Below are 17,593 nucleotides of genomic sequence, written 5' to 3' on the forward strand. Positions count from 1 at the left end.
GCTGCTCGACAGACTGCACGAGACCCATGACCATTTGGCGCGGGCCAGCGAAAGCGAGGACGAACTCGACCCGCTCGGCTGCATGCGCAAGCTGTGCTTGTTCAGGTTCAGCGCCAGGCGCAGCTTGGTGCCGACGCCGTCGGTGCCGGAGACCAGCACCGGCTGTTTGTAGCCGGCCGGGATCTCGCAGAGGGCGCCGAAGCCGCCCAGGCCACCCATGACTTCAGGGCGTGCGGTGCGCTTGGCCACGCCCTTGATGCGTTCGACCAGTGCTTCGCCGGCGTCGATGTCTACACCGGCGTCTTTGTAGCTCAGGGAGGGTTGCTTGCTCATTGATCCAGGCCTTTAGGAGGGAGGGATTCGGGAAAACGACCAGCGCGGCCAAGGCCGGCTTGCGAAGCGGCGGCTGCCTGCACGTGACTGGTCTGCGAAGGCGCGCGATTTTATCAGGGTTGCCGGGCAGCGGCCATCCTCAGGCCGACGGGCTGGGTGGGAAATCGGTAAAAATCCTGTTCCAGGCGCTTCGGCTGGTTGCCATGGCACCTTCTGTATAAGCTGCAAGTCTGAAAGCGCAAGCTCATCTGGACAGGAATCCCCAATGCGTGTTCTCAACTACCTGGCAGCCGCCTGCCTGAGCCTGGCCGGGTCGATGGCCCAGGCCGAAAACGTCGCCGGCCTCTACCAGGTTCGCGAGCCCCTCGAAGGGCAGGGCGGTGAAGCCCGTGCCCAGGCCACCAGCAAGGCCCTCGATACCTTGGTGCTGCGTTTGACCGGCGACCCCAAGGCCGCGCAGACCCCCGCCGTGGTGGCCCTGCATAAAGACCCCCAGCAAATCATCAACCAGGTCGGTACCGAGGCCGGGCCGCCGGAAACCCTGGTGGTGGAGTTCGACCCTGGCAGTACCGAGCGCGCCTTGCGCCAGGCTGGCCTGGCGCTATGGGGCAGCAACCGTCCTTCGATCATCGGCTGGTGGCTGAACGACAGTGTCGAGGGCAGCAACCTGGTCGGCGACGGCCAGGCCAGCGCCGAGCCCCTGCGCCACGCGGCCCAGCACCGCGGCCTGCCTCTGCGCTTGCCGTTGGGCGACCTGCAGGAGCAATTGGTGGCCAATGCCAAGCAGTTGGAAGGCAAGGACCCGGCGCCGCTGCGCGAAGCCTCCGAACGCTACAACGCCGATGCGCTGCTGGCCGTGCATGCCCAGGAGGCCGACGGCAAATGGCAGGGCAAATGGCAGTTGTGGCTGGGCGAACAACGCGAGCAGGGCACGGCCGAGGGCGCCAACCCTGCGGCTCTGGCTGATGCGGTGATGCTTGCGGTGAGCAGCCGCCTGGCGCCGCGCTATGTCACCCGCCCAGGCGCCAGCAGCGAGTTGCACGTACAGGTGCAGGGCATGAACCTGCAACGCTATGCCGAGCTCAGCCGGGTGATGGAGCCCTACGGCCCGCGTTTGCAGATGGCCGACGGCGGCACCTTGACCTACGCGGTCACCGGTAACCGCGAGCAACTGCGTGCGCAACTGGGCCTGGCCAAGTTGCACGAGCTGCCTGCGGAGCCTGCGCCAGTGCAAACGCCGACGCCTGCGCCACAAGCCACTGCTGGGCAACCTGGCGTGCCCGAGGTCGCTGCGCCCAAGCCATTCGATGGCCTGCGGTTTGGCTGGTAAGGAGTGCTTCCTATGATGGACCTACGCCGCTGGCTGTGGTTGGGGGTGGCCTTGCTGGGCGCCCTGCTGCTGTACGCCTTGCACAACATCCTGTCGCCGTTCCTGGTCGGCATCCTGCTCGCCTACCTGGCCGACCCGCTGGTCGACCGCCTGGAGCGCCTGGGCCTGTCGCGCACCTGGGGCGTGGCGGCGGTGTTCGGCCTGTTCACCTTGATCTTCCTGGCCCTGCTGCTGGTGCTGATACCGATGCTGGCCAAGCAACTGGTGCGCCTGTACGAACTGGCACCGCAGATGCTCGACTGGTTGCAGCACACCGCGCTGCCTTGGGTGCAAAGCCGCCTGGGCCTGGCCGATGGTTTCTGGAAGTTCGACAAGATCAAGGCCGCCATCGGCGCGCACATGGGCCAGACCACCGATATCGTCGGCATGCTGCTGTCCCAGGCCACCGCATCGAGCCTGGCGCTGCTGGCCTGGCTGGCCAACCTGGTGCTGATCCCGGTGGTGGGGTTCTACCTGCTGCGCGACTGGGACCTGATGATGGCCAAGCTGCGCAGCCTGCTGCCGCGCCAGCGCGAAGAGCAGGTGGTGGGCTTGGCGAAGGAGTGCCATGAAGTGCTGGGCGCCTTCGTGCGCGGACAGTTGCTGGTGATGTTGGCGCTGGGCGTGATCTACGCGGCAGGCTTGATGCTGGTCGGCCTCGAGCTGGGCCTGTTGATCGGCCTGCTGGCCGGGCTTGCGGCGATCGTGCCGTACATGGGCTTCATCATCGGTATCGGCGCGGCGCTGTTGGCCGGCCTGTTCCAGTTCGGCGGTGATCTGTACCCGATGCTGGCAATCGTCGCGGTGTTCATGGTTGGCCAGACCCTCGAAGGCATGGTGCTGACGCCACTGCTGGTGGGTGACCGCATCGGTCTGCATCCGGTGGCGGTGATCTTCGCGATCCTTGCCGGTGGCGAGCTGTTCGGCTTTACCGGAGTGCTGCTGGCGTTGCCGGTGGCGGCGGTGATCATGGTGCTGCTGCGGCATGTGCACGATCTCTATAAAGAGTCGGACATGTACAGCGGCGACATCGACCCGCAGCTATGACGCGGGGTGCGCGGCTTGTCCCTCGACAGGTCGCGCAACTCGTTGATTTTTCTAGCGCTATTTTTCACCCCGATTGTGCCGCCCGCGTTGCGGGTATAGACTTTGCACACTGTTCTCCAAAGGCCCCCTCGTGGTCCTCGCGACCGTCAGCCAGCATGAAACCGATCCAGTTGCCCCTGGGTGTGCGCCTGCGCGATGACGCCACCTTCATCAACTACTATCCGGGCGCCAATGCCGCGGCATTGGGCTACGTCGAGCGATTGTGCGAAGCCGACGCCGGCTGGACCGAGAGCCTTATCTACCTGTGGGGCAAGCAGGGCGTGGGCCGCAGTCACCTGCTGCAGGCCGCTACCCACCGTTTCCAGCAGCGCGGCGAGCCGGCGGTGTACCTGCCGCTGGCGCAACTGCTAGACCGCGGCGTGGAACTGCTGGACTACCTGGCCCAGTACGAACTGGTGTGCATCGACGACCTGCACGTGATCGCCGGCAAGGCCGACTGGGAAGAGTCGATGTTCCACCTGTTCAACCGCCTGCGTGACAGCGGTCGGCGCCTGCTGCTGGCGGCCTCCAGCTCGCCGCGCGAACTGCCGATCAAGCTGCCCGACCTCAAGTCGCGCCTGACCCTGGCGCTGGTCTTCCAGATGCGCGGCCTGTCCGATGAAGACAAGCTGCGCGCCTTGCAACTGCGCGCCTCGCGCCGTGGCCTGCACCTCACCGACGAAGTCGGGCATTTCATCCTCACCCGTGGCACACGCAGCATGAGCGCACTGTTCGACCTGCTCGAACGCCTCGACCAGGCCTCGCTGCAAGCCCAGCGCAAGCTCACCATCCCTTTCCTCAAGGAAACCCTGGGCTGGTAAGCCCTTGAAAACCCTGGGCTAGAGCGGCAAAACGCAAAAGTCACATTTTTCCTAATAAAATTTGCAAATGGCCATGATAGAGGGCATAGTTTCCCCCTTCTAAAGGATTCCAGACACGGCCGTGCCCATGCTCAAACGCTTCGCACCCCTCGTGCCACTCGCACTCGTGACCCTGCTTTTTGGCTGCGCGGCCCACGGCCCGGTTTCCCAGCCCCAGGTTCACCCTTCGGTCACCGCTAAATCGGCGGTCAAGTCCGACACCGCGGCTTCTTCGGTATTCAGCGAGCACGACCTCGCCAACGAAGATGACCTCGAAGCCTTCTCCAGCAACAGCAAGCCCTATGAACTGCCGGTCCTGGCCGACAGCATCCTGGAGCGTGGCAAGGAACTGATCGGCACCCGCTACCGCTTTGGCGGTACTTCGGCGCAGTCCGGCTTCGATTGCAGCGGCTTCATCGGCTACCTGTTCCGCGAAGAGGCCGGCATGACCCTGCCGCGCTCGACCCGCGAAATGATCAACGTCGACGCCCCCAAGGTCGCACGCAACAAGCTCAAGCCGGGCGACCTGGTGTTCTTCGCCACCAATGGCCGTGGTCGCGTGAGCCACGCCGGCATCTACCTGGGTGACAACCAGTTCATCCACTCCAGCAGCCGCCGCAGCGGTGGCGTGCGCATCGACAGCCTCGGTGACCGCTACTGGAGCAAGACCTTCATCGAGGCCAAGCGCGCCCTGGCCCTGGCGCCGACCACGATTTCGCGCAATTGATTTGATATCAAAATGCTGTAACCTGCCACGGCGGCGTAGCTAAAAAGCTCGCCGCCGTGCGCATTTAAGAAAAGCGTCTAATCTAATTTCTCAACTCTTTTCGCCTGTGGCCGTCGGTCGCAGACAGGAAGTTTCGGCCATGGCGATGATGACGCGCTTCGCACTCCTTTCCCTGGTAGCCCTGCTCGGTGCCTGTTCGAGCCGCGCTCCAGCACCCGCCCCGGTGGTCCAGCCACGGGTGACCTTCAACGAGCAGCCACCTTCCTCGCCCGCCGCCTACGATGTGCTGTTTCGCGCCATTGGCCTGGTCGGCACGCCCTACCGCTGGGGTGGCAACACGCCGGATTCCGGGTTCGATTGCAGTGGCCTGATCGGCTATGTCTACCGCGATGCAGCGGGTATCAGCCTGCCACGCACCACCCGCGAGATGATCGTGATGCGTGCGCCGAGCATCGATATGAACGCCTTGCAGTCCGGCGACCTGGTGTTCTTCGCCACCAACGGCGGCGGGCAGGTGAGCCACGCGGGTATCTACGTTGGCGAAGGGCGCTTCGTGCACGCACCGTCTACTGGCGGCACCGTGCGCTTGGACTACCTCAGCAACAGCTACTGGGCCAAGTCGTACTTGCAGGCAAAGCGGGTGTTGCAGGCTGGGCACCTGGCGCAGAACCCCTGACGCCTTAGCTCCACGCGCTATTACATCTATCTACCGCTGCGCTGGCGTTTCGACCGGCCAGGATGCCGCTCCTCAAGATGACATCCCAGGAGCACGTCATGAGCAGCATCAAGGAGCGCGCACTGCGCAGCCTGGAGACACTGGATGCGGGGCGCCCGCTGGTCCGGTTGATCGATCAGGTCCTTACGGCCTACCCCGACCCTTACATGCTGGCGCACAAGCAGGCTCGCCGCATCCTGCTGGAGCGTACCGGCAAGGCGCTGGACCCGCGTTTCGTCTGGTGGCACCAGTTCGAGGGGGCAAGCAGCAGTAGCGAGAGCTTCACCGGTTGGCAGCACAGCGGTAGGCCACTGAAGTCGACCCATATCACCGAGCTGGTGGTCCAGCGCTTCGATGCACACTTCCAGCAGGCCCCCGATGAGCTTGACCAATATGGCGGGTTCTATCGCCAAGGTCCGCAAGCCAACACTTTCGATGAACGCAACGAGGTCGCGGTGCTTGGCAGTGCCGTGCAGACGGACCTGTGGACATTGGATTTCGCGGTGTACTACCGCGCTGAGGTGGAGCGCTTCTGGAGCTCGCACAGCCAGGATTTTCGCGTGTTGGCCAGGGTCAACCTACTGGGCCATGCCGTTATCGCCAAGCGTGATGGGCGAATCACCGACACTGATTTGCAGCGCGTGCGGCAGTCGGTCAACACCCAATTGCTGCCGACGCGCCTACCGACTGTGGCGATCTTGTTGCACGACCACGACTCGGGCCCGCTGACTGTCAGCCGCTACGCCATCGACGAGGTGGATCGGGGCACTCTCTATAGCCTTGCAGCAGAAGACGGTCGCGTGCTGCTTTACTGCCCTTGGGCGCAGGAGGCTGTGCGTGGTTTCGATTCCGAGCAGGCGATGGCGGGTTGGTTGCGTACCCAGCTGCAGGATGCCGATACCCTGGCGGTCTTCCTGCAGGCCGCGCATATCAGTGCCCGCTTCCCTGAGCGCATCGCGGCGGTCAGGACGCACTTGAAGAGTATCGCCGACAGCGCCGACGAGCAGGCCGCCGCCGCCTTGCTCGCGTTTTTGCGAAGGCCTGTGACGGAGAACCTGTTCGTCTACCTGTCCAACCTGGCTGCTCAGGAGATGCGCCAGAACGCCGAATCGATACTGGATAACGCCGACCTGCGCCGAGCGATGTGGACCGGCTACCTGGCCGCGTTCCTCAGGGTGTTCGGTGGCTTCGCGCCGCTGGGTTGGCCGATAACCTTGACCTTGCTGGGGGCCAGTGTCGCCAAGGTGGCGCTCGATGTTGAAACGGCCTTGAATGCGACGAGTGCCCACGAGCGTAAGGACGCCATGCGCGAGGCGGTGCTCGATTCCCTGTTCGCGGCCCTGAACATGGTCGACCTCGGGTTCGCTTCGAGTTTTGCCTCGTTGTCCTATGAGATCCCGGTCAGCGAGCGGAATATTTCCCTGGGCAACTGGGAGCCGCAATCATCTGCCCCTGCGGCCTTGCAGCAACATTCAGCCAACCAGGTGCTCGATAGCGAGCTGGAAACCTCGGGTAGGCTGCAAGGGGTCAGTATCGACAGCCAGGGTGCCTGCTGGATTCTTCTGGAAGGGGTGTCCTACCGGGTGCGCTACAGCCATGAACTGGCCGCGTGGTTGATCGTTTCCCCCGATGATCCATTCGCCTTCGGGCCGTTGCACCCGGTGCAGCTGGATGACGAAGGGGTCTGGCGCTTGCTCACACCGCCGCGCCTGGCCGGTGGCAACCCACCTGTCACGCAAGGCATGCCCAGCGTGACCTCCGAGTTCTGGAACCGCTACCTGCGGGTCGATACTGCGCAAAGTGGCGCGCAATCGACGGTGGCCTTGCGTCGGCAGAAGTCGCTGCTGCGACAGTGGTCGGTACACGAGCTGGAACCGGGTGTCGCCCCGGCAGTGGACGAAAACGGCCTGGATTGCGTGCAGGTCGAGGGATCCACGCACTACTCGTACCGTTACGGTCGGGATTACTTCAACTCATTGATCGAGTACTACACCAGCGACGAGTCGAAGGTGAACGATGTGTTCCGTTCGGGCACCTATCGCTATGGCGATGAGGACGACTACATCACCGACCTGGCCAACACGCTCGAGGAATTGCCCAAGAGCAACCAGGCCACGCTCTATCGTGGCGGGCATAGTGGGCGGGGCACGGGTGGCAATCGCTACCGCAATGGCGAGTTGCAGGTCGGCGACATATTGATCAACACCGACCTGACCTCCTTCACCGAGAACCCCTACAAAGTCGGCGAGTTCGCCTCCACCGACAAGCTGCATGCGCCAGCAGGCCTGTCGGGGGTGTTCGACGACAGTTCGATCATTTTCGAACTGCCCGCCGGGCATTATCACGACGGCACGCCCATCAGCCCGTTTTCGCTGTACTGGGATGAGGGCGAAACCCTGTTCCTGCCGGGTAAGTACTTTCGCATCGACAAGTTGGAACAGGTGCACGGCGAACACTACCGGTTCATCCACGTTTTGCTTAGCCAGGTGTCCGGCCCCGTGGCGGGGCCGGTGTACGACTTGCGCAGTGCCGAGCTGTTCGAGCGCACAAGCTTCGTATCGCGGATCAGAACGCCGGCCGTGGCCGATCGCTTCTTCCCGCCGCCGGGCAGCAGTGGCTCAAGCCTGCTTGAGCAGTAATGCCACACCTGGGAAGTACTGCCCCTGCTCGTTGTGCAGCTTGCGCAAGGCGTAGGGGAAGTACCAGGCAATGGCGCAGGCAGTGTGCTTTTGCAGGTCGTCGACCAGGTCCTGGAGCTCCTCGGGGCTGGCGTGCTGGCCCGCTTTCCAGGGGCTGACGAACAGCGCGCCGGCCTTCAGTTGGCTGGAATAGGCGGCCTGGCGGGCGAGGGCGGCGGTTTCGCCCAGTGCTGCGGCCAGGTCGAGACGGGCGATGCGCGGCCAGCGTTGGCTGGCGCGCAGGTGGATGACCTGCTCGGCATCGGCGATGGACAGCTCGCAGCGCGCCTCGCGTTCGCCTTCGTCACGTTGCTTCTTGCTCTGGTACTGCTGCAGCGCCACCTGCTCGGCTTGCCAGGCGGCTGCGGCAAGCAGGCCGGCATTGGCATCTGCGCCGTGCCAGTAGGGCGCGTCGTTATCGCCGTGGAACTGCTGGAAGCGGTCGATGCAGTCGACCCAGCGCTCGAGGGCAGGGCGCAGGAATTCCAGGTGCGGGTTGTGAATGATCAAGCCTTGCATGTGGCGCTCTCCTTGTCTTTATAGTCGCGAACAGCCAGGTGATGGCTATGTGATATCACTGCTTTGCTGTCCAGACAAGTACAACCGCCGTTATTCAGGCGTCAATGGCTTGACCTGCCACCTTCAATTGACGCTCCGCACCCAACCCTCTAACCTTCGCGCGTGTTTCAGGTGCCCTGCAGGCCGTGGCTTGGCGGGGTGAAACTGGGAAGCCGGTGAGCGCTTGCAAGGCGCGATTCCGGCGCTGCCCCCGCAACGGTAGGTGAGTCAACGTTGTGCAAGGCCACTGGGTGTCACAACCCGGGAAGGCGCATGGCCAGGGCCAAGGCCCGCTCACGAGCCCGGAGACCGGCCTGAATACTGCCAACGGCATCACGGAGGGTGATGCGCGGCGCACCGTGGCGTACATGCCATGGCTGCTGCGCGTTCCGCTCCGCCTGCTTCTATCGACCTGTCGCTGCCTGGCCCTCGCCAGCCTGTGCCCGTGCCGTGCACCGACAGCCTGCGGAGACCCTTGATGAGCGAACCCACCGAACGCGACGAACGTCACCTGGCGCGCATGCTGCGCAAGAAGGCGGTCATCGACGAGCGCATCGCCAATGCCCCCAACGAATGCGGCCTGCTGCTGGTGCTGACCGGCAATGGCAAGGGCAAGAGCAGCTCGGCCTTCGGCATGCTCGCTCGCGCCCTGGGCCACGACATGCAGTGCGGCGTGGTGCAGTTCATCAAGGGCCGCAACAGTACCGGTGAAGAGCTGTTCTTCCGACGCTTTCCCGAGCAGGTGCGCTACCACGTGATGGGCGAAGGCTTCACCTGGGAAACCCAGGATCGCCAGCGCGACATCGCCGCCGCCGAGGCCGCCTGGGCGGTGTCCCGGCAACTGCTGCAAGACCCGTCGATCCAGTTCGTGGTGCTCGATGAGCTGAATATCGCCCTCAAGCACGGCTACCTCGACCTCGACCAGGTGCTGTCCGACCTGCAGGCCCGCCCGCCGATGCAGCACGTGATCGTCACCGGTCGTGCGGCCAAGCCCGAGATGATCGAGCTGGCCGACACGGTCACCGAGATGGGCATGCTCAAGCATGCATTCCAGGCCGGTATCCGCGCGCAGAAGGGCGTGGAACTGTGAGCCAGGCGCGCCACTGCCCGGCGGTGCTGATCGCCGCGCCCGCCTCGGGCCAGGGCAAGACCACGGTCACCGCCGCCCTGGCGCGGTTGCACCGCAACCTTGGGCGCAAGGTGCGGGTGTTCAAGTGCGGGCCGGACTTTCTCGACCCGATGATCCTCGAGCGAGCCAGCGGCGCACCGGTTTACCAGCTGGACATGTGGATGATTGGCGAGCAGGAGAGCCGCCGCCTGCTCTGGGAGGCCGCCGCCGAGGCTGACCTGATCCTCATCGAAGGGGTGATGGGCCTGTTCGATGGCACGCCATCAAGCGCTGACCTGGCGCGTCATTTCGGCGTGCCGGTGCTGGCGGTGATCGACGGCACCGCCATGGCCCAGACCTTCGGCGCCCTGGCCCTGGGCCTGGCGCGCTACCAGCCCGACCTGCCGTTCGCCGGGGTGCTGGCCAACCGGGTCGGCAGCTTGCGCCATGCGCAGCTGCTCGAAGGCAGTCTCAGTGAAGGCCTGCGCTGGTATGGCGGCTTGTCCCGCGAGCGCGGCATCGAGTTGCCCAGCCGCCACCTGGGGTTGGTGCAGGCCAGTGAGCTGAACGACCTGGACGCACGCCTGGACGCCGCCGCCGAGGCCCTGGGCGCGAGCTGCGATGCCACGCTGCCGCCTGCCGTACGTTTCGCCGAGCCTGAACATCAAGCCCCCGCGACCACGCTGGCCGGCGTACGCATCGGTGTTGCCCATGACGAAGCGTTCGCCTTCCTCTATGGCGCCAACCTCGACCTGCTGCGCGAGCAAGGGGCGCAACTGGTGTTCTTCTCGCCGCTGCACGACCGCGAACTGCCGCTGGTCGACAGCCTCTACCTGCCCGGCGGCTACCCCGAATTGCACCACCACACCCTGGCGGCCAATGCGCCGATGGTCGAGGCCATCCGCGCCCATCATGCCCAGGGCAAGCCCTTGCTGGCCGAGTGCGGCGGCATGCTGTACCTGCTCGATGCCCTGACCGACGTGGGCGGCGAGCGCGCCGAGTTGCTCGGCTTGCTGCCGGGTGAGGCAGTGATGCAAAAGCGCCTGGCCGCCCTGGCCCTGCAAGCCGTGGAACTGCCCGAAGGCACCCTGCGCGGGCACACCTACCACCATTCCCTGACCACCACCGCGCTAGAGCCCATCGCCCGCGGCCTGAGCCCCAACGGTGGGCGTGGCAACGAGGCGGTGTACCGCGTGGGAAGGCTGACGGCCTCCTACGTGCACTTCTATTTCCCATCCCACCCCGAGGCGGCGGCGGCGCTGTTACGACCATGAGCGACCAGGCTTTCAGCGCAGCCGAGCGTGCGGCGGTGTATCGCGCCATTGGCGAGCGCCGTGACATGCGCCATTTCAGCGGGGGCGAGGTAGCCCCCGAACTGCTCGCGCGCCTGCTCGCCGCTGCGCACCAGGCCCCCAGCGTCGGCCTGATGCAGCCGTGGCGGTTCATCCGCATCAGCCAGCGCGAACTGCGCGGGCGCATCCAGGCGCTGGTGGAGGATGAGCGGGTACGTACCGCCGAGGCGCTGGGCGAGCGCTCGGATGAATTCATGAAGCTCAAGGTCGAGGGCATCGACAGCTGCGCCGAGGTGTTGGTGGCAGCCTTGATGGACAACCGCGAGCCGCACCTGTTTGGCCGTCGCACCTTGCCGGAAATGGACCTGGCCTCGCTGGCCTGCGCCATCCAGAACCTGTGGCTGGCCGCCCGCGCCGAAGGGCTGGGCATGGGCTGGGTATCGCTGTTCGACCCTCAGGCCCTGGGCGAGCTGCTGGGCATGCCGGCGGGCGCCAAGGCCGTGGCGGTGCTGTGCCTGGGGCCGGTCGAGGCGTTCTACCCGGCGCCGATGCTGGTGCTGGAGCAATGGGCGCAGGAACGCCCGCTGAGCGAGATGCTCTATGAAAACCAGTGGGGAGAACGCCCATGAGCATCGCCTTGCTCACGGTCGCTGGTGTGGCCTTGGATGCCCTGTTCGGCGAACCGCAGCGGCGTCACCCGCTGGTAGCGTTCGGCAATTTTGCCAAGCGCCTGGAACAGCGCTTCAACAGCGCAGGACGGGGCTGGCGCAGCCATGGCGTCACAGCCTGGTGCCTGGCCGTGCTGCCGTTGACCTTGCTGGCGCTGATCCTCTCCTGGCTGCCGTTGGTGGGGTGGATCGTGGACGTGCTGGCGCTGTATTGCGCCCTGGGCCTGCGCAGCCTTGGCGAGCATGTGCTGCCGGTGGCCGACGCGTTGCGTCGGGGCGACCTGGACGAAGCGCGGCGCCGCGTTGGCTACCTGGTCAGCCGCGAAACTCGCGAGCTGGATGAGCCCGCCGTGGCCAGGGCTGCCACCGAGTCGGTACTGGAGAATGGCAGCGATGCGGTGTTCGCCGCGCTGTTCTGGTTCATCGTGGCCGGCGCGCCGGGCGTGGTGCTGTATCGCCTGAGCAATACCCTGGATGCCATGTGGGGCTACCGCAACGAAAGGTTCGAGCGTTTCGGCTGGGCTGCGGCGCGTATCGACGACGTGCTCAACTATATTCCCGCAAGGCTCGTGGCCTTGACCTATGCCGTGCTGGGCAAGACCCGCCTGGCGCTGACCTGCTGGCGCAGGCAGGCGCCGCTATGGGACAGCCCCAACGCCGGGCCGGTGATGGCCGCCGGAGCCGGTGCCCTGGGCGTCGAATTGGGTGGGCCTGCCGTGTACCACGGCGAGCTGCACGAGCGCGCCACCCTGGGTGAGGGCCCGGTGGCCGACGCCGACGCCATCGAACGGGGCTGGGGCCTGGTGCAGCGGGGCGTCTGGTTGTGGTTGCTGCTGATCTGCCTGGGGGTATACCTCAATGCTTGAACACGGAGGGCGCCTGCTGCGCGCCGTGCACCAGTACGGCATCGCCCGCGAGCAGTGGCTGGACCTGTCCACCGGCATTGCGCCTTGGCCCTTTGCGGTGCCGTCGATACCGCTCGAGGCCTGGGCACGCTTGCCGGAAAACGAAGATGGCCTGGAGCAGGCCGCACGCGCCTACTACGGGGTCGATGGCCTGCTGGCGGTGGCCGGCTCCCAGGCTGCGATCCAGGCCTTGCCGCGCCTGCGCCCGCAGGGTCGGGTCGGGGTGCTGTCGCCATGTTATGCCGAGCACCCGCACGCTTGGCGCCAGGCTGGGCATAGCCTGGTCGAGCTGGGCGAGGCGCAGGTAGACGATGCCCTCGACAGCCTCGATGTATTGCTGCTGGTCAACCCCAACAACCCCACCGGCCTGCGTGTGCCACGCGAGCGCCTGCTGGGTTGGCATGCGCGCCTGGCGCGGCGCGGCGGCTGGCTGGTGGTCGACGAAGCGTTCATGGACAACAGCCCCGACCACGGCATCGTCGATTGCACGGGGCAGCCTGGGTTGATCGTGCTGCGCTCGTTCGGCAAGTTCTTTGGCCTGGCCGGTGTGCGCCTGGGTTTCGTGATGGCCGAGCCCGGCGTGCTAAGTTCGCTGGCCGAGGCGCTAGGGCCTTGGTGTGTGAGCGGCCCCACCCGGGTGCTCGGCCAGGCCTGCCTACGCGATGGCGCGGCACAACAGGTTCAGCGCACGCGCTGCGCCCAGGCCAGCCGGCGCCTGGCAACGCTGCTGGCGCACGCTGGCCTTCCAGCCAGTGGCGGTTGCGACCTGTTCCAGTACGTGCGCAGTGAGCGCGCCGCGCATTTGCATGATTTTCTCGCCCGCCGCGCCATCCTCGTGCGCCTGTTCGAAGCCCCCCAGGCCGTGCGCCTGGGGTTGCCGGCCAGCGACGCCGATGAGCAGCGCCTGCGCCAGGCCCTGGCCGACTACCAGAAGGAAACGGCATGACCACCCTCATGGTGCAAGGCACCACCTCCGATGCCGGCAAGAGCACATTGGTGACCGCGCTGTGCCGCTGGGTGCTGCGCCAAGGCATCGCCGTGGTGCCCTTCAAACCCCAGAACATGGCGCTCAACAGCGCGGTCACCGCCGACGGCGGTGAAATCGGCCGTGCCCAGGCCGTGCAGGCCCAGGCTTGCCGGCTGGCGCCGCACACCGACATGAACCCGGTGCTGCTCAAGCCCAACAGCGACACCGGCGCCCAGGTGATCGTGCATGGTCGCGCGGTGACCAGCATGAATGCAGTCGCCTACCACGACTACAAGGCCATCGCCATGCAGGCGGTGCTGGCATCTCATCAGCGCCTGAGCGCCGCCTACCCGGTGGTGATGGTCGAAGGCGCGGGCTCGCCGGCCGAGATCAACCTGCGGGCTGGTGATATCGCCAACATGGGCTTCGCCGAGGCGGTCGACTGCCCGGTGATCCTGGTGGCCGACATCAACCGCGGCGGGGTGTTCGCCCACCTGGTCGGTACCCTCGAGCTGCTCTCGCCCAGCGAGCAGGCGCGGGTCAAGGGTTTCGTCATCAACCGCTTCCGCGGTGACATCGCCTTGCTGCAACCGGGCCTGGACTGGCTGGAACAGCGCACCGGCAAGCCGGTGCTGGGGGTGCTGCCCTATGTCACCGACCTGCACCTGGAAGCAGAAGATGCCATCGACGTGCGCCAGCCCGAGAAGGGCGAGAAGCTGCTCAAGGTGATCGTTCCGGTATTGCCCCGTATCAGCAACCACACCGATTTCGACCCCCTGCGCCTGCACCCGCAGGTGGACCTGCAATTCATCGGCCCCGGCCAGCCGATCCCGCCTGCCGACCTGATCATCCTGCCCGGCTCCAAAAGCGTGCGTGCCGACCTCGCGCAGTTGCGTGCGCGTGGCTGGGACACGGCCATCGCCCGGCACTTGCGCTATGGCGGCAAGCTCATCGGCATTTGTGGTGGGCTACAGATGCTCGGCCAGCAGGTGCACGACCCGCTCGGCCTGGAAGGGCAGGCGGGGTCCAGCCCAGGGCTGGGGCTGCTGGACTACGCCACGGTGCTGGAGGCCGACAAGCAACTGCGCAATGTCGAGGGCACGCTGGCGCTGGGGCAGGCGCCGGTCGGCGGCTATGAAATCCATGCTGGCGTCACCCAGGGCCCGGCCCTGGAGCGGCCCGCCGTGATGCTCGGCGATGGGCGCGCCGACGGCGCCATCAGCGACGATGGGCAGGTGCTTGCGACTTACCTACATGGCTTGTTCGAAGGCAGTGAGTCTTGCGCCACGTTGCTGCGCTGGGCCGGGCTCACGGATGCACGAAGCATCGACTACGAGGCCCTGCGCGAACGCGATATCGAGCGCCTTGCCGACCTGGTGGAAAAACACCTGGACACCGCGCGCCTGCGCCAACTGTGTGGAGTGGCCTGAGATGCACAACCTGATCCTCGGCGGCGCCCGCTCCGGCAAGAGCCGCCTTGCCGAGCAACTGGCCACGGCCAGCGGCCTGCCGGTCACCTACATCGCCACCAGCGAGCCGCTGGATGGCGAAATGAATGAACGCGTGCGCCTGCACCGCGAGCGTCGCCCGGCCGAGTGGGGGTTGATCGAAGAGCCCCTGGCCCTGGCCGCCGTGTTACGCGCCGAAGCCGCCGAAGGCCGCTGCCTGCTGGTGGACTGCCTGACCCTGTGGCTGACCAACCTGCTGATGCTTGACAACGACCAACGCCTGGCCGATGAGCGCGATGCCTTGCTCGACGCACTGCACGATCTACCCGGCACGATCATTCTGGTCAGCAACGAAACCGGCCTGGGCGTGGTGCCCATGGGCGAGCTGACGCGGCGTTACGTCGACCAGGCTGGCGGGCTGCACCAGGCTGTGGCCGAACGCTGCCAGCGCGTGGTGCTGACCGTTGCCGGCCTTCCCCTCATGCTCAAAGGACCCGCTCTATGAACCCTTCCTGGTGGCGTGACGCCTGCCAACCCCTCGACCTGGCAGCCATGGAGCAGGCCCGTGCCCGTCAGCAGCAACTGACCAAACCGACCGGCTCGCTTGGCCAGCTGGAAGCGCTGGCGATTACCCTGGCTGCCCTGCAGGGCCGCGAACGGCCGAGCTTGGCCCAGGTTGTCATCGCGATTTTCGCGGGTGACCACGGGGTGGTGGAGGAGGGCATCTCCGCCTATCCGCAAGCGGTGACCGGGCAGATGCTGCGCAATTTCGTCAACGGTGGTGCGGCGATCAGCGTGCTGGCCCGCGAGTTGGGCGCCACGCTGGAGGTGATCGACCTGGGTACCATCGACCCCGACCTGGACTTGCCGGGTGTGCATCACCTGCGCTTGGGCGCGGGCACTGCGAACTTCGCGCGCAGCACCGCGATGACCGACGAGCAGTTGCACGCTGCCCTTGCGGCCGGACGCGCCAGCGTCATGCGTGCGGCCACCCAAGGTATTCAGCTGTTCATCGGCGGCGAGATGGGTATTGGCAACACCACCGCAGCGGCGGCCTTGGCCAGCGCCTTGCTTACCTGCCCGGCGCACACGCTCAGCGGCCCAGGCACCGGCCTGGACAGCGCGGGTGTGCGACACAAGGCCGAAGTGATCGAGCGGTCGCTGAGGTTGCACGGCGTGCGTGCCGACCAGCCGTTGCAGGCGTTGGCCCGCGTCGGCGGTTTCGAGATCGCCGCCTTGGTCGGTGCCTACCTGGCGTGCGCGCAGCAAGGCATCGCCGTGCTGGTGGACGGCTTCATCTGCAGCGTTGCCGCCCTGGTGGCGGTGCGCCTGAACCCGCAGTGCCGCCCCTGGCTGCTGTTCGCCCACCAAGGTGCCGAGCCTGGGCACCAGGCCGTGCTGGCTGCGCTTGACGCCGAGCCCTTGCTGGCCCTGGGCTTGCGCCTGGGCGAAGGCAGCGGTGCGGCGCTGGCGGTGCCACTGTTGCGCCTGGCCTGTGCCCTGCACGCACAGATGGCGACCTTCGCCGAAGCGGCCGTTGCGGACCGCCCGACATGATCCTGGACCTGCTGCGCCACGGCGAGACCGAACAGGGCAGCGGCCTGCGCGGCAGCCTGGACGATGCCTTGACTGAACGCGGCTGGACGCAGATGCGTGAGGCGCTCGCCCACGCCGGTCCATGGGATGCACTGGTCAGCTCGCCGATGCAGCGGTGCGCGCGTTTTGCCGATGAGTTGGGCGCGCGGCTTGGCTTGTCTGTGCAGCTCGAAGGTGGGGTGCGCGAGCTGCATTTCGGTGACTGGGAAGGCCGCAGCGCGGCGCAGATCATGGAACAGCAAGCCGACGACCTGGGGCGTTTCTGGGCTGATCCTTATGCCTTCACGCCGCCAGCTGGCGAGCCGGTCAGTGACTTTGCCGAGCGAGTGCTGGCCGCCATCGACGGGCTGCACCGCGTGCATGAGGGCAAGCGGGTGCTGCTGGTGACCCATGGTGGTGTCATGCGCTTGCTACTGGCCCGGGCGCGCGGCCTGCCACGTGAGCACCTGTTGCAGGTCGAGGTTGGGCATGGCGCGCGGGTGCGTCTGGTCGTGGGGGCTGACGGCCACCTGCACGAGGATGCGTGATGCTGCCATTCTGGATCGCCCTGCAATTTCTCAGCAGCCTGCCGGTCAGCCTGCCCGGCATGCCTGAGCCCCGTCAGATGGGGCGCTCTCTGTTGTTCTATCCGCTGGTAGGCGTGCTGTTCGGCCTGTTGCTATGGTTGGCCAGCAACCTGCTGAGCGCTACCGCCGCGCCGTTGCAGGCGGCACTGTTGCTGACGCTATGGGTGCTGCTCAGTGGCGCCTTGCACCTGGATGGGTTGGCCGACAGTGCCGACGCCTGGCTGGGTGGTTTCGGTGACCGCGAACGTACCTTGCAGATCATGAAGGACCCGCGCAGCGGCCCAATTGCCGTGGTGATACTGGTGCTGGTGTTGCTGCTGAAATTCTGTGCGCTGTGGGTGCTGGTCGAGCGTGGGGTTGGGGCGCAATTGCTATTGGCACCGGTGTTGGGGCGGGCGGCCTTGCTGGCGTTGTTCCTGAGCACGCCCTATGTGCGAGCGGGTGGGCTGGGTGCGGCATTGGCCGAGCACCTGCCGCGGCGTTTGGCAGCATGGGTGTTGGCGATTACCCTCGGCGGCTGCCTGTTGCTGGCGGGTATCTGGCCGATGCTACTGGCGGCGGCGGTGTTCGTTGGGCTGCGACGGGCGATGTGCCGACGGCTGGGCGGGACGACCGGCGATACCGCCGGGGCGCTGGTGGAACTGCTGGAAATGGCAGTGCTGGTGGGGTTGGCGCTGGGGCTCTGACAGGCCGCATAAATTGCAGAAATTTCCTACG

Annotated in this window: 17 protein-coding genes, 1 pseudogene and 1 riboswitch; of the genes and pseudogenes, 16 read left to right on the forward strand and 2 right to left on the reverse strand. The window is 66.0% G+C overall.

What is annotated here, in order from left to right; all coding sequences use genetic code 11:
- Nucleotides 1-333: pseudogene (locus ACQKPE_RS10240) on the reverse strand (hypothetical protein); the annotation flags it as partial.
- A 265-nt stretch (nt 334-598) separates the two neighbouring features.
- On the opposite strand from ACQKPE_RS10240, the gene ACQKPE_RS10245 reads away from it, so the two are divergent.
- The 6 genes from ACQKPE_RS10245 to ACQKPE_RS10270 all read left to right on the forward strand — a co-directional run bounded on the left by ACQKPE_RS10245 (nt 599) and on the right by ACQKPE_RS10270 (nt 7,729).
- Nucleotides 599-1,663, forward strand: a complete 1,065-nt coding sequence (locus tag ACQKPE_RS10245) for a DUF2066 domain-containing protein (RefSeq protein WP_427665458.1) — start codon at nt 599-601, stop codon at nt 1,661-1,663.
- 12 nt (nt 1,664-1,675) lie between these two features.
- Complete coding sequence (locus ACQKPE_RS10250; protein WP_427665460.1) at nt 1,676-2,749, forward strand: AI-2E family transporter; 1,074 nt, start codon at nt 1,676-1,678, stop codon at nt 2,747-2,749.
- 155 nt (nt 2,750-2,904) lie between these two features.
- Nucleotides 2,905-3,609: a DnaA regulatory inactivator Hda gene (gene hda / locus ACQKPE_RS10255; protein ID WP_427665462.1), complete on the forward strand. Its 705-nt coding sequence runs from the start codon at nt 2,905-2,907 to the stop codon at nt 3,607-3,609.
- A gap of 127 nt (nt 3,610-3,736) precedes the next feature.
- Complete coding sequence (locus ACQKPE_RS10260; RefSeq protein ID WP_427665463.1) at nt 3,737-4,375, forward strand: C40 family peptidase; 639 nt, start codon at nt 3,737-3,739, stop codon at nt 4,373-4,375.
- Nucleotides 4,376-4,514: 139 nt separating this feature from the next.
- Entirely contained in the window at nt 4,515-5,051 is a 537-nt protein-coding gene (locus ACQKPE_RS10265; RefSeq protein WP_427665465.1) for a C40 family peptidase, read from the forward strand.
- 98 nt (nt 5,052-5,149) lie between these two features.
- Nucleotides 5,150-7,729 (forward strand): dermonecrotic toxin domain-containing protein, encoded by a 2,580-nt coding sequence (locus ACQKPE_RS10270; protein ID WP_427665467.1) that lies wholly within the window; start codon nt 5,150-5,152, stop codon nt 7,727-7,729.
- Here ACQKPE_RS10270 and ACQKPE_RS10275 read toward each other — a convergent pair.
- Nucleotides 7,709-8,287 (reverse strand): hypothetical protein, encoded by a 579-nt coding sequence (locus tag ACQKPE_RS10275; protein WP_427665468.1) that lies wholly within the window; start codon nt 8,285-8,287, stop codon nt 7,709-7,711. The genes ACQKPE_RS10270 and ACQKPE_RS10275 overlap by 21 nt on opposite strands.
- Before the next feature lie 152 nt (nt 8,288-8,439).
- A riboswitch (cobalamin riboswitch) is annotated at nt 8,440-8,658 on the forward strand.
- Between the two features lie 146 nt (nt 8,659-8,804).
- Between ACQKPE_RS10275 and cobO the strand changes: the two genes are divergently transcribed.
- From cobO to ACQKPE_RS10325, 10 genes are read left to right on the forward strand one after another with little or no spacing between them, the layout of a single operon-like run.
- A complete protein-coding gene (gene cobO / locus ACQKPE_RS10280; RefSeq protein ID WP_427665469.1) occupies nt 8,805-9,416 on the forward strand; it encodes a cob(I)yrinic acid a,c-diamide adenosyltransferase in 612 nt (203 codons plus the stop codon).
- Nucleotides 9,413-10,708, forward strand: a complete 1,296-nt coding sequence (locus tag ACQKPE_RS10285; RefSeq protein WP_427665470.1) for a cobyrinate a,c-diamide synthase — start codon at nt 9,413-9,415, stop codon at nt 10,706-10,708. The genes cobO and ACQKPE_RS10285 overlap by 4 nt, the downstream gene beginning before the upstream one ends.
- Nucleotides 10,705-11,355 (forward strand): 5,6-dimethylbenzimidazole synthase, encoded by a 651-nt coding sequence (gene bluB, locus ACQKPE_RS10290; protein WP_427665471.1) that lies wholly within the window; start codon nt 10,705-10,707, stop codon nt 11,353-11,355. Before ACQKPE_RS10285 ends, bluB begins: the two co-directional genes overlap by 4 nt.
- The gene (gene cbiB, locus ACQKPE_RS10295; protein WP_427665472.1) at nt 11,352-12,260 is read left to right on the forward strand and encodes an adenosylcobinamide-phosphate synthase CbiB; all 909 of its coding nucleotides are present in this window, start codon (nt 11,352-11,354) and stop codon (nt 12,258-12,260) included. The genes bluB and cbiB overlap by 4 nt, the downstream gene beginning before the upstream one ends.
- Nucleotides 12,253-13,245, forward strand: a complete 993-nt coding sequence (gene cobD, locus ACQKPE_RS10300) for a threonine-phosphate decarboxylase CobD (protein WP_427665473.1) — start codon at nt 12,253-12,255, stop codon at nt 13,243-13,245. The genes cbiB and cobD overlap by 8 nt, the downstream gene beginning before the upstream one ends.
- A complete protein-coding gene (locus ACQKPE_RS10305) occupies nt 13,242-14,696 on the forward strand; it encodes a cobyric acid synthase (RefSeq protein ID WP_427665474.1) in 1,455 nt (484 codons plus the stop codon). The genes cobD and ACQKPE_RS10305 overlap by 4 nt, the downstream gene beginning before the upstream one ends.
- Nucleotide 14,697: 1 nt before the next feature.
- On the forward strand, nt 14,698-15,219 hold the full coding sequence (cobU, locus tag ACQKPE_RS10310) for a bifunctional adenosylcobinamide kinase/adenosylcobinamide-phosphate guanylyltransferase (RefSeq protein ID WP_427665476.1): 522 nt from the start codon (nt 14,698-14,700) through the stop codon (nt 15,217-15,219).
- Nucleotides 15,216-16,271, forward strand: a complete 1,056-nt coding sequence (gene cobT / locus ACQKPE_RS10315; protein ID WP_427665478.1) for a nicotinate-nucleotide--dimethylbenzimidazole phosphoribosyltransferase — start codon at nt 15,216-15,218, stop codon at nt 16,269-16,271. Before cobU ends, cobT begins: the two co-directional genes overlap by 4 nt.
- Complete coding sequence (gene cobC, locus ACQKPE_RS10320; protein ID WP_427665480.1) at nt 16,268-16,837, forward strand: alpha-ribazole phosphatase family protein; 570 nt, start codon at nt 16,268-16,270, stop codon at nt 16,835-16,837. The genes cobT and cobC overlap by 4 nt, the downstream gene beginning before the upstream one ends.
- Entirely contained in the window at nt 16,837-17,562 is a 726-nt protein-coding gene (locus ACQKPE_RS10325; RefSeq protein ID WP_427665482.1) for an adenosylcobinamide-GDP ribazoletransferase, read from the forward strand. The genes cobC and ACQKPE_RS10325 overlap by 1 nt, the downstream gene beginning before the upstream one ends.
- Nucleotides 17,563-17,593 lie beyond the last annotated feature (31 nt).

Source organism: Pseudomonas sp. NPDC089554 (assembly GCF_050280645.1).
Lineage (GTDB): Bacteria > Pseudomonadota > Gammaproteobacteria > Pseudomonadales > Pseudomonadaceae > Aquipseudomonas.

Coding starts and splice junctions, on each gene's coding strand:
- ACQKPE_RS10260 (WP_427665463.1), top strand. CDS start 3,737: ATGCTCAAACGCTTCGCACCCCTCGTGCCACTCGCACTCGTGACCCTG.
- ACQKPE_RS10265 (WP_427665465.1), top strand. CDS start 4,515: ATGGCGATGATGACGCGCTTCGCACTCCTTTCCCTGGTAGCCCTGCTC.
- ACQKPE_RS10270 (WP_427665467.1), top strand. CDS start 5,150: ATGAGCAGCATCAAGGAGCGCGCACTGCGCAGCCTGGAGACACTGGAT.
- cobU (WP_427665476.1), top strand. CDS start 14,698: ATGCACAACCTGATCCTCGGCGGCGCCCGCTCCGGCAAGAGCCGCCTT.
- cobC (WP_427665480.1), top strand. CDS start 16,268: ATGATCCTGGACCTGCTGCGCCACGGCGAGACCGAACAGGGCAGCGGC.
- ACQKPE_RS10275 (WP_427665468.1), bottom strand. CDS start 8,287: ATGCAAGGCTTGATCATTCACAACCCGCACCTGGAATTCCTGCGCCCT.
- ACQKPE_RS10245 (WP_427665458.1), top strand. CDS start 599: ATGCGTGTTCTCAACTACCTGGCAGCCGCCTGCCTGAGCCTGGCCGGG.
- ACQKPE_RS10250 (WP_427665460.1), top strand. CDS start 1,676: ATGATGGACCTACGCCGCTGGCTGTGGTTGGGGGTGGCCTTGCTGGGC.
- cbiB (WP_427665472.1), top strand. CDS start 11,352: ATGAGCATCGCCTTGCTCACGGTCGCTGGTGTGGCCTTGGATGCCCTG.
- cobT (WP_427665478.1), top strand. CDS start 15,216: ATGAACCCTTCCTGGTGGCGTGACGCCTGCCAACCCCTCGACCTGGCA.
- cobO (WP_427665469.1), top strand. CDS start 8,805: ATGAGCGAACCCACCGAACGCGACGAACGTCACCTGGCGCGCATGCTG.
- bluB (WP_427665471.1), top strand. CDS start 10,705: ATGAGCGACCAGGCTTTCAGCGCAGCCGAGCGTGCGGCGGTGTATCGC.
- ACQKPE_RS10325 (WP_427665482.1), top strand. CDS start 16,837: ATGCTGCCATTCTGGATCGCCCTGCAATTTCTCAGCAGCCTGCCGGTC.
- hda (WP_427665462.1), top strand. CDS start 2,905: ATGAAACCGATCCAGTTGCCCCTGGGTGTGCGCCTGCGCGATGACGCC.
- cobD (WP_427665473.1), top strand. CDS start 12,253: ATGCTTGAACACGGAGGGCGCCTGCTGCGCGCCGTGCACCAGTACGGC.
- ACQKPE_RS10305 (WP_427665474.1), top strand. CDS start 13,242: ATGACCACCCTCATGGTGCAAGGCACCACCTCCGATGCCGGCAAGAGC.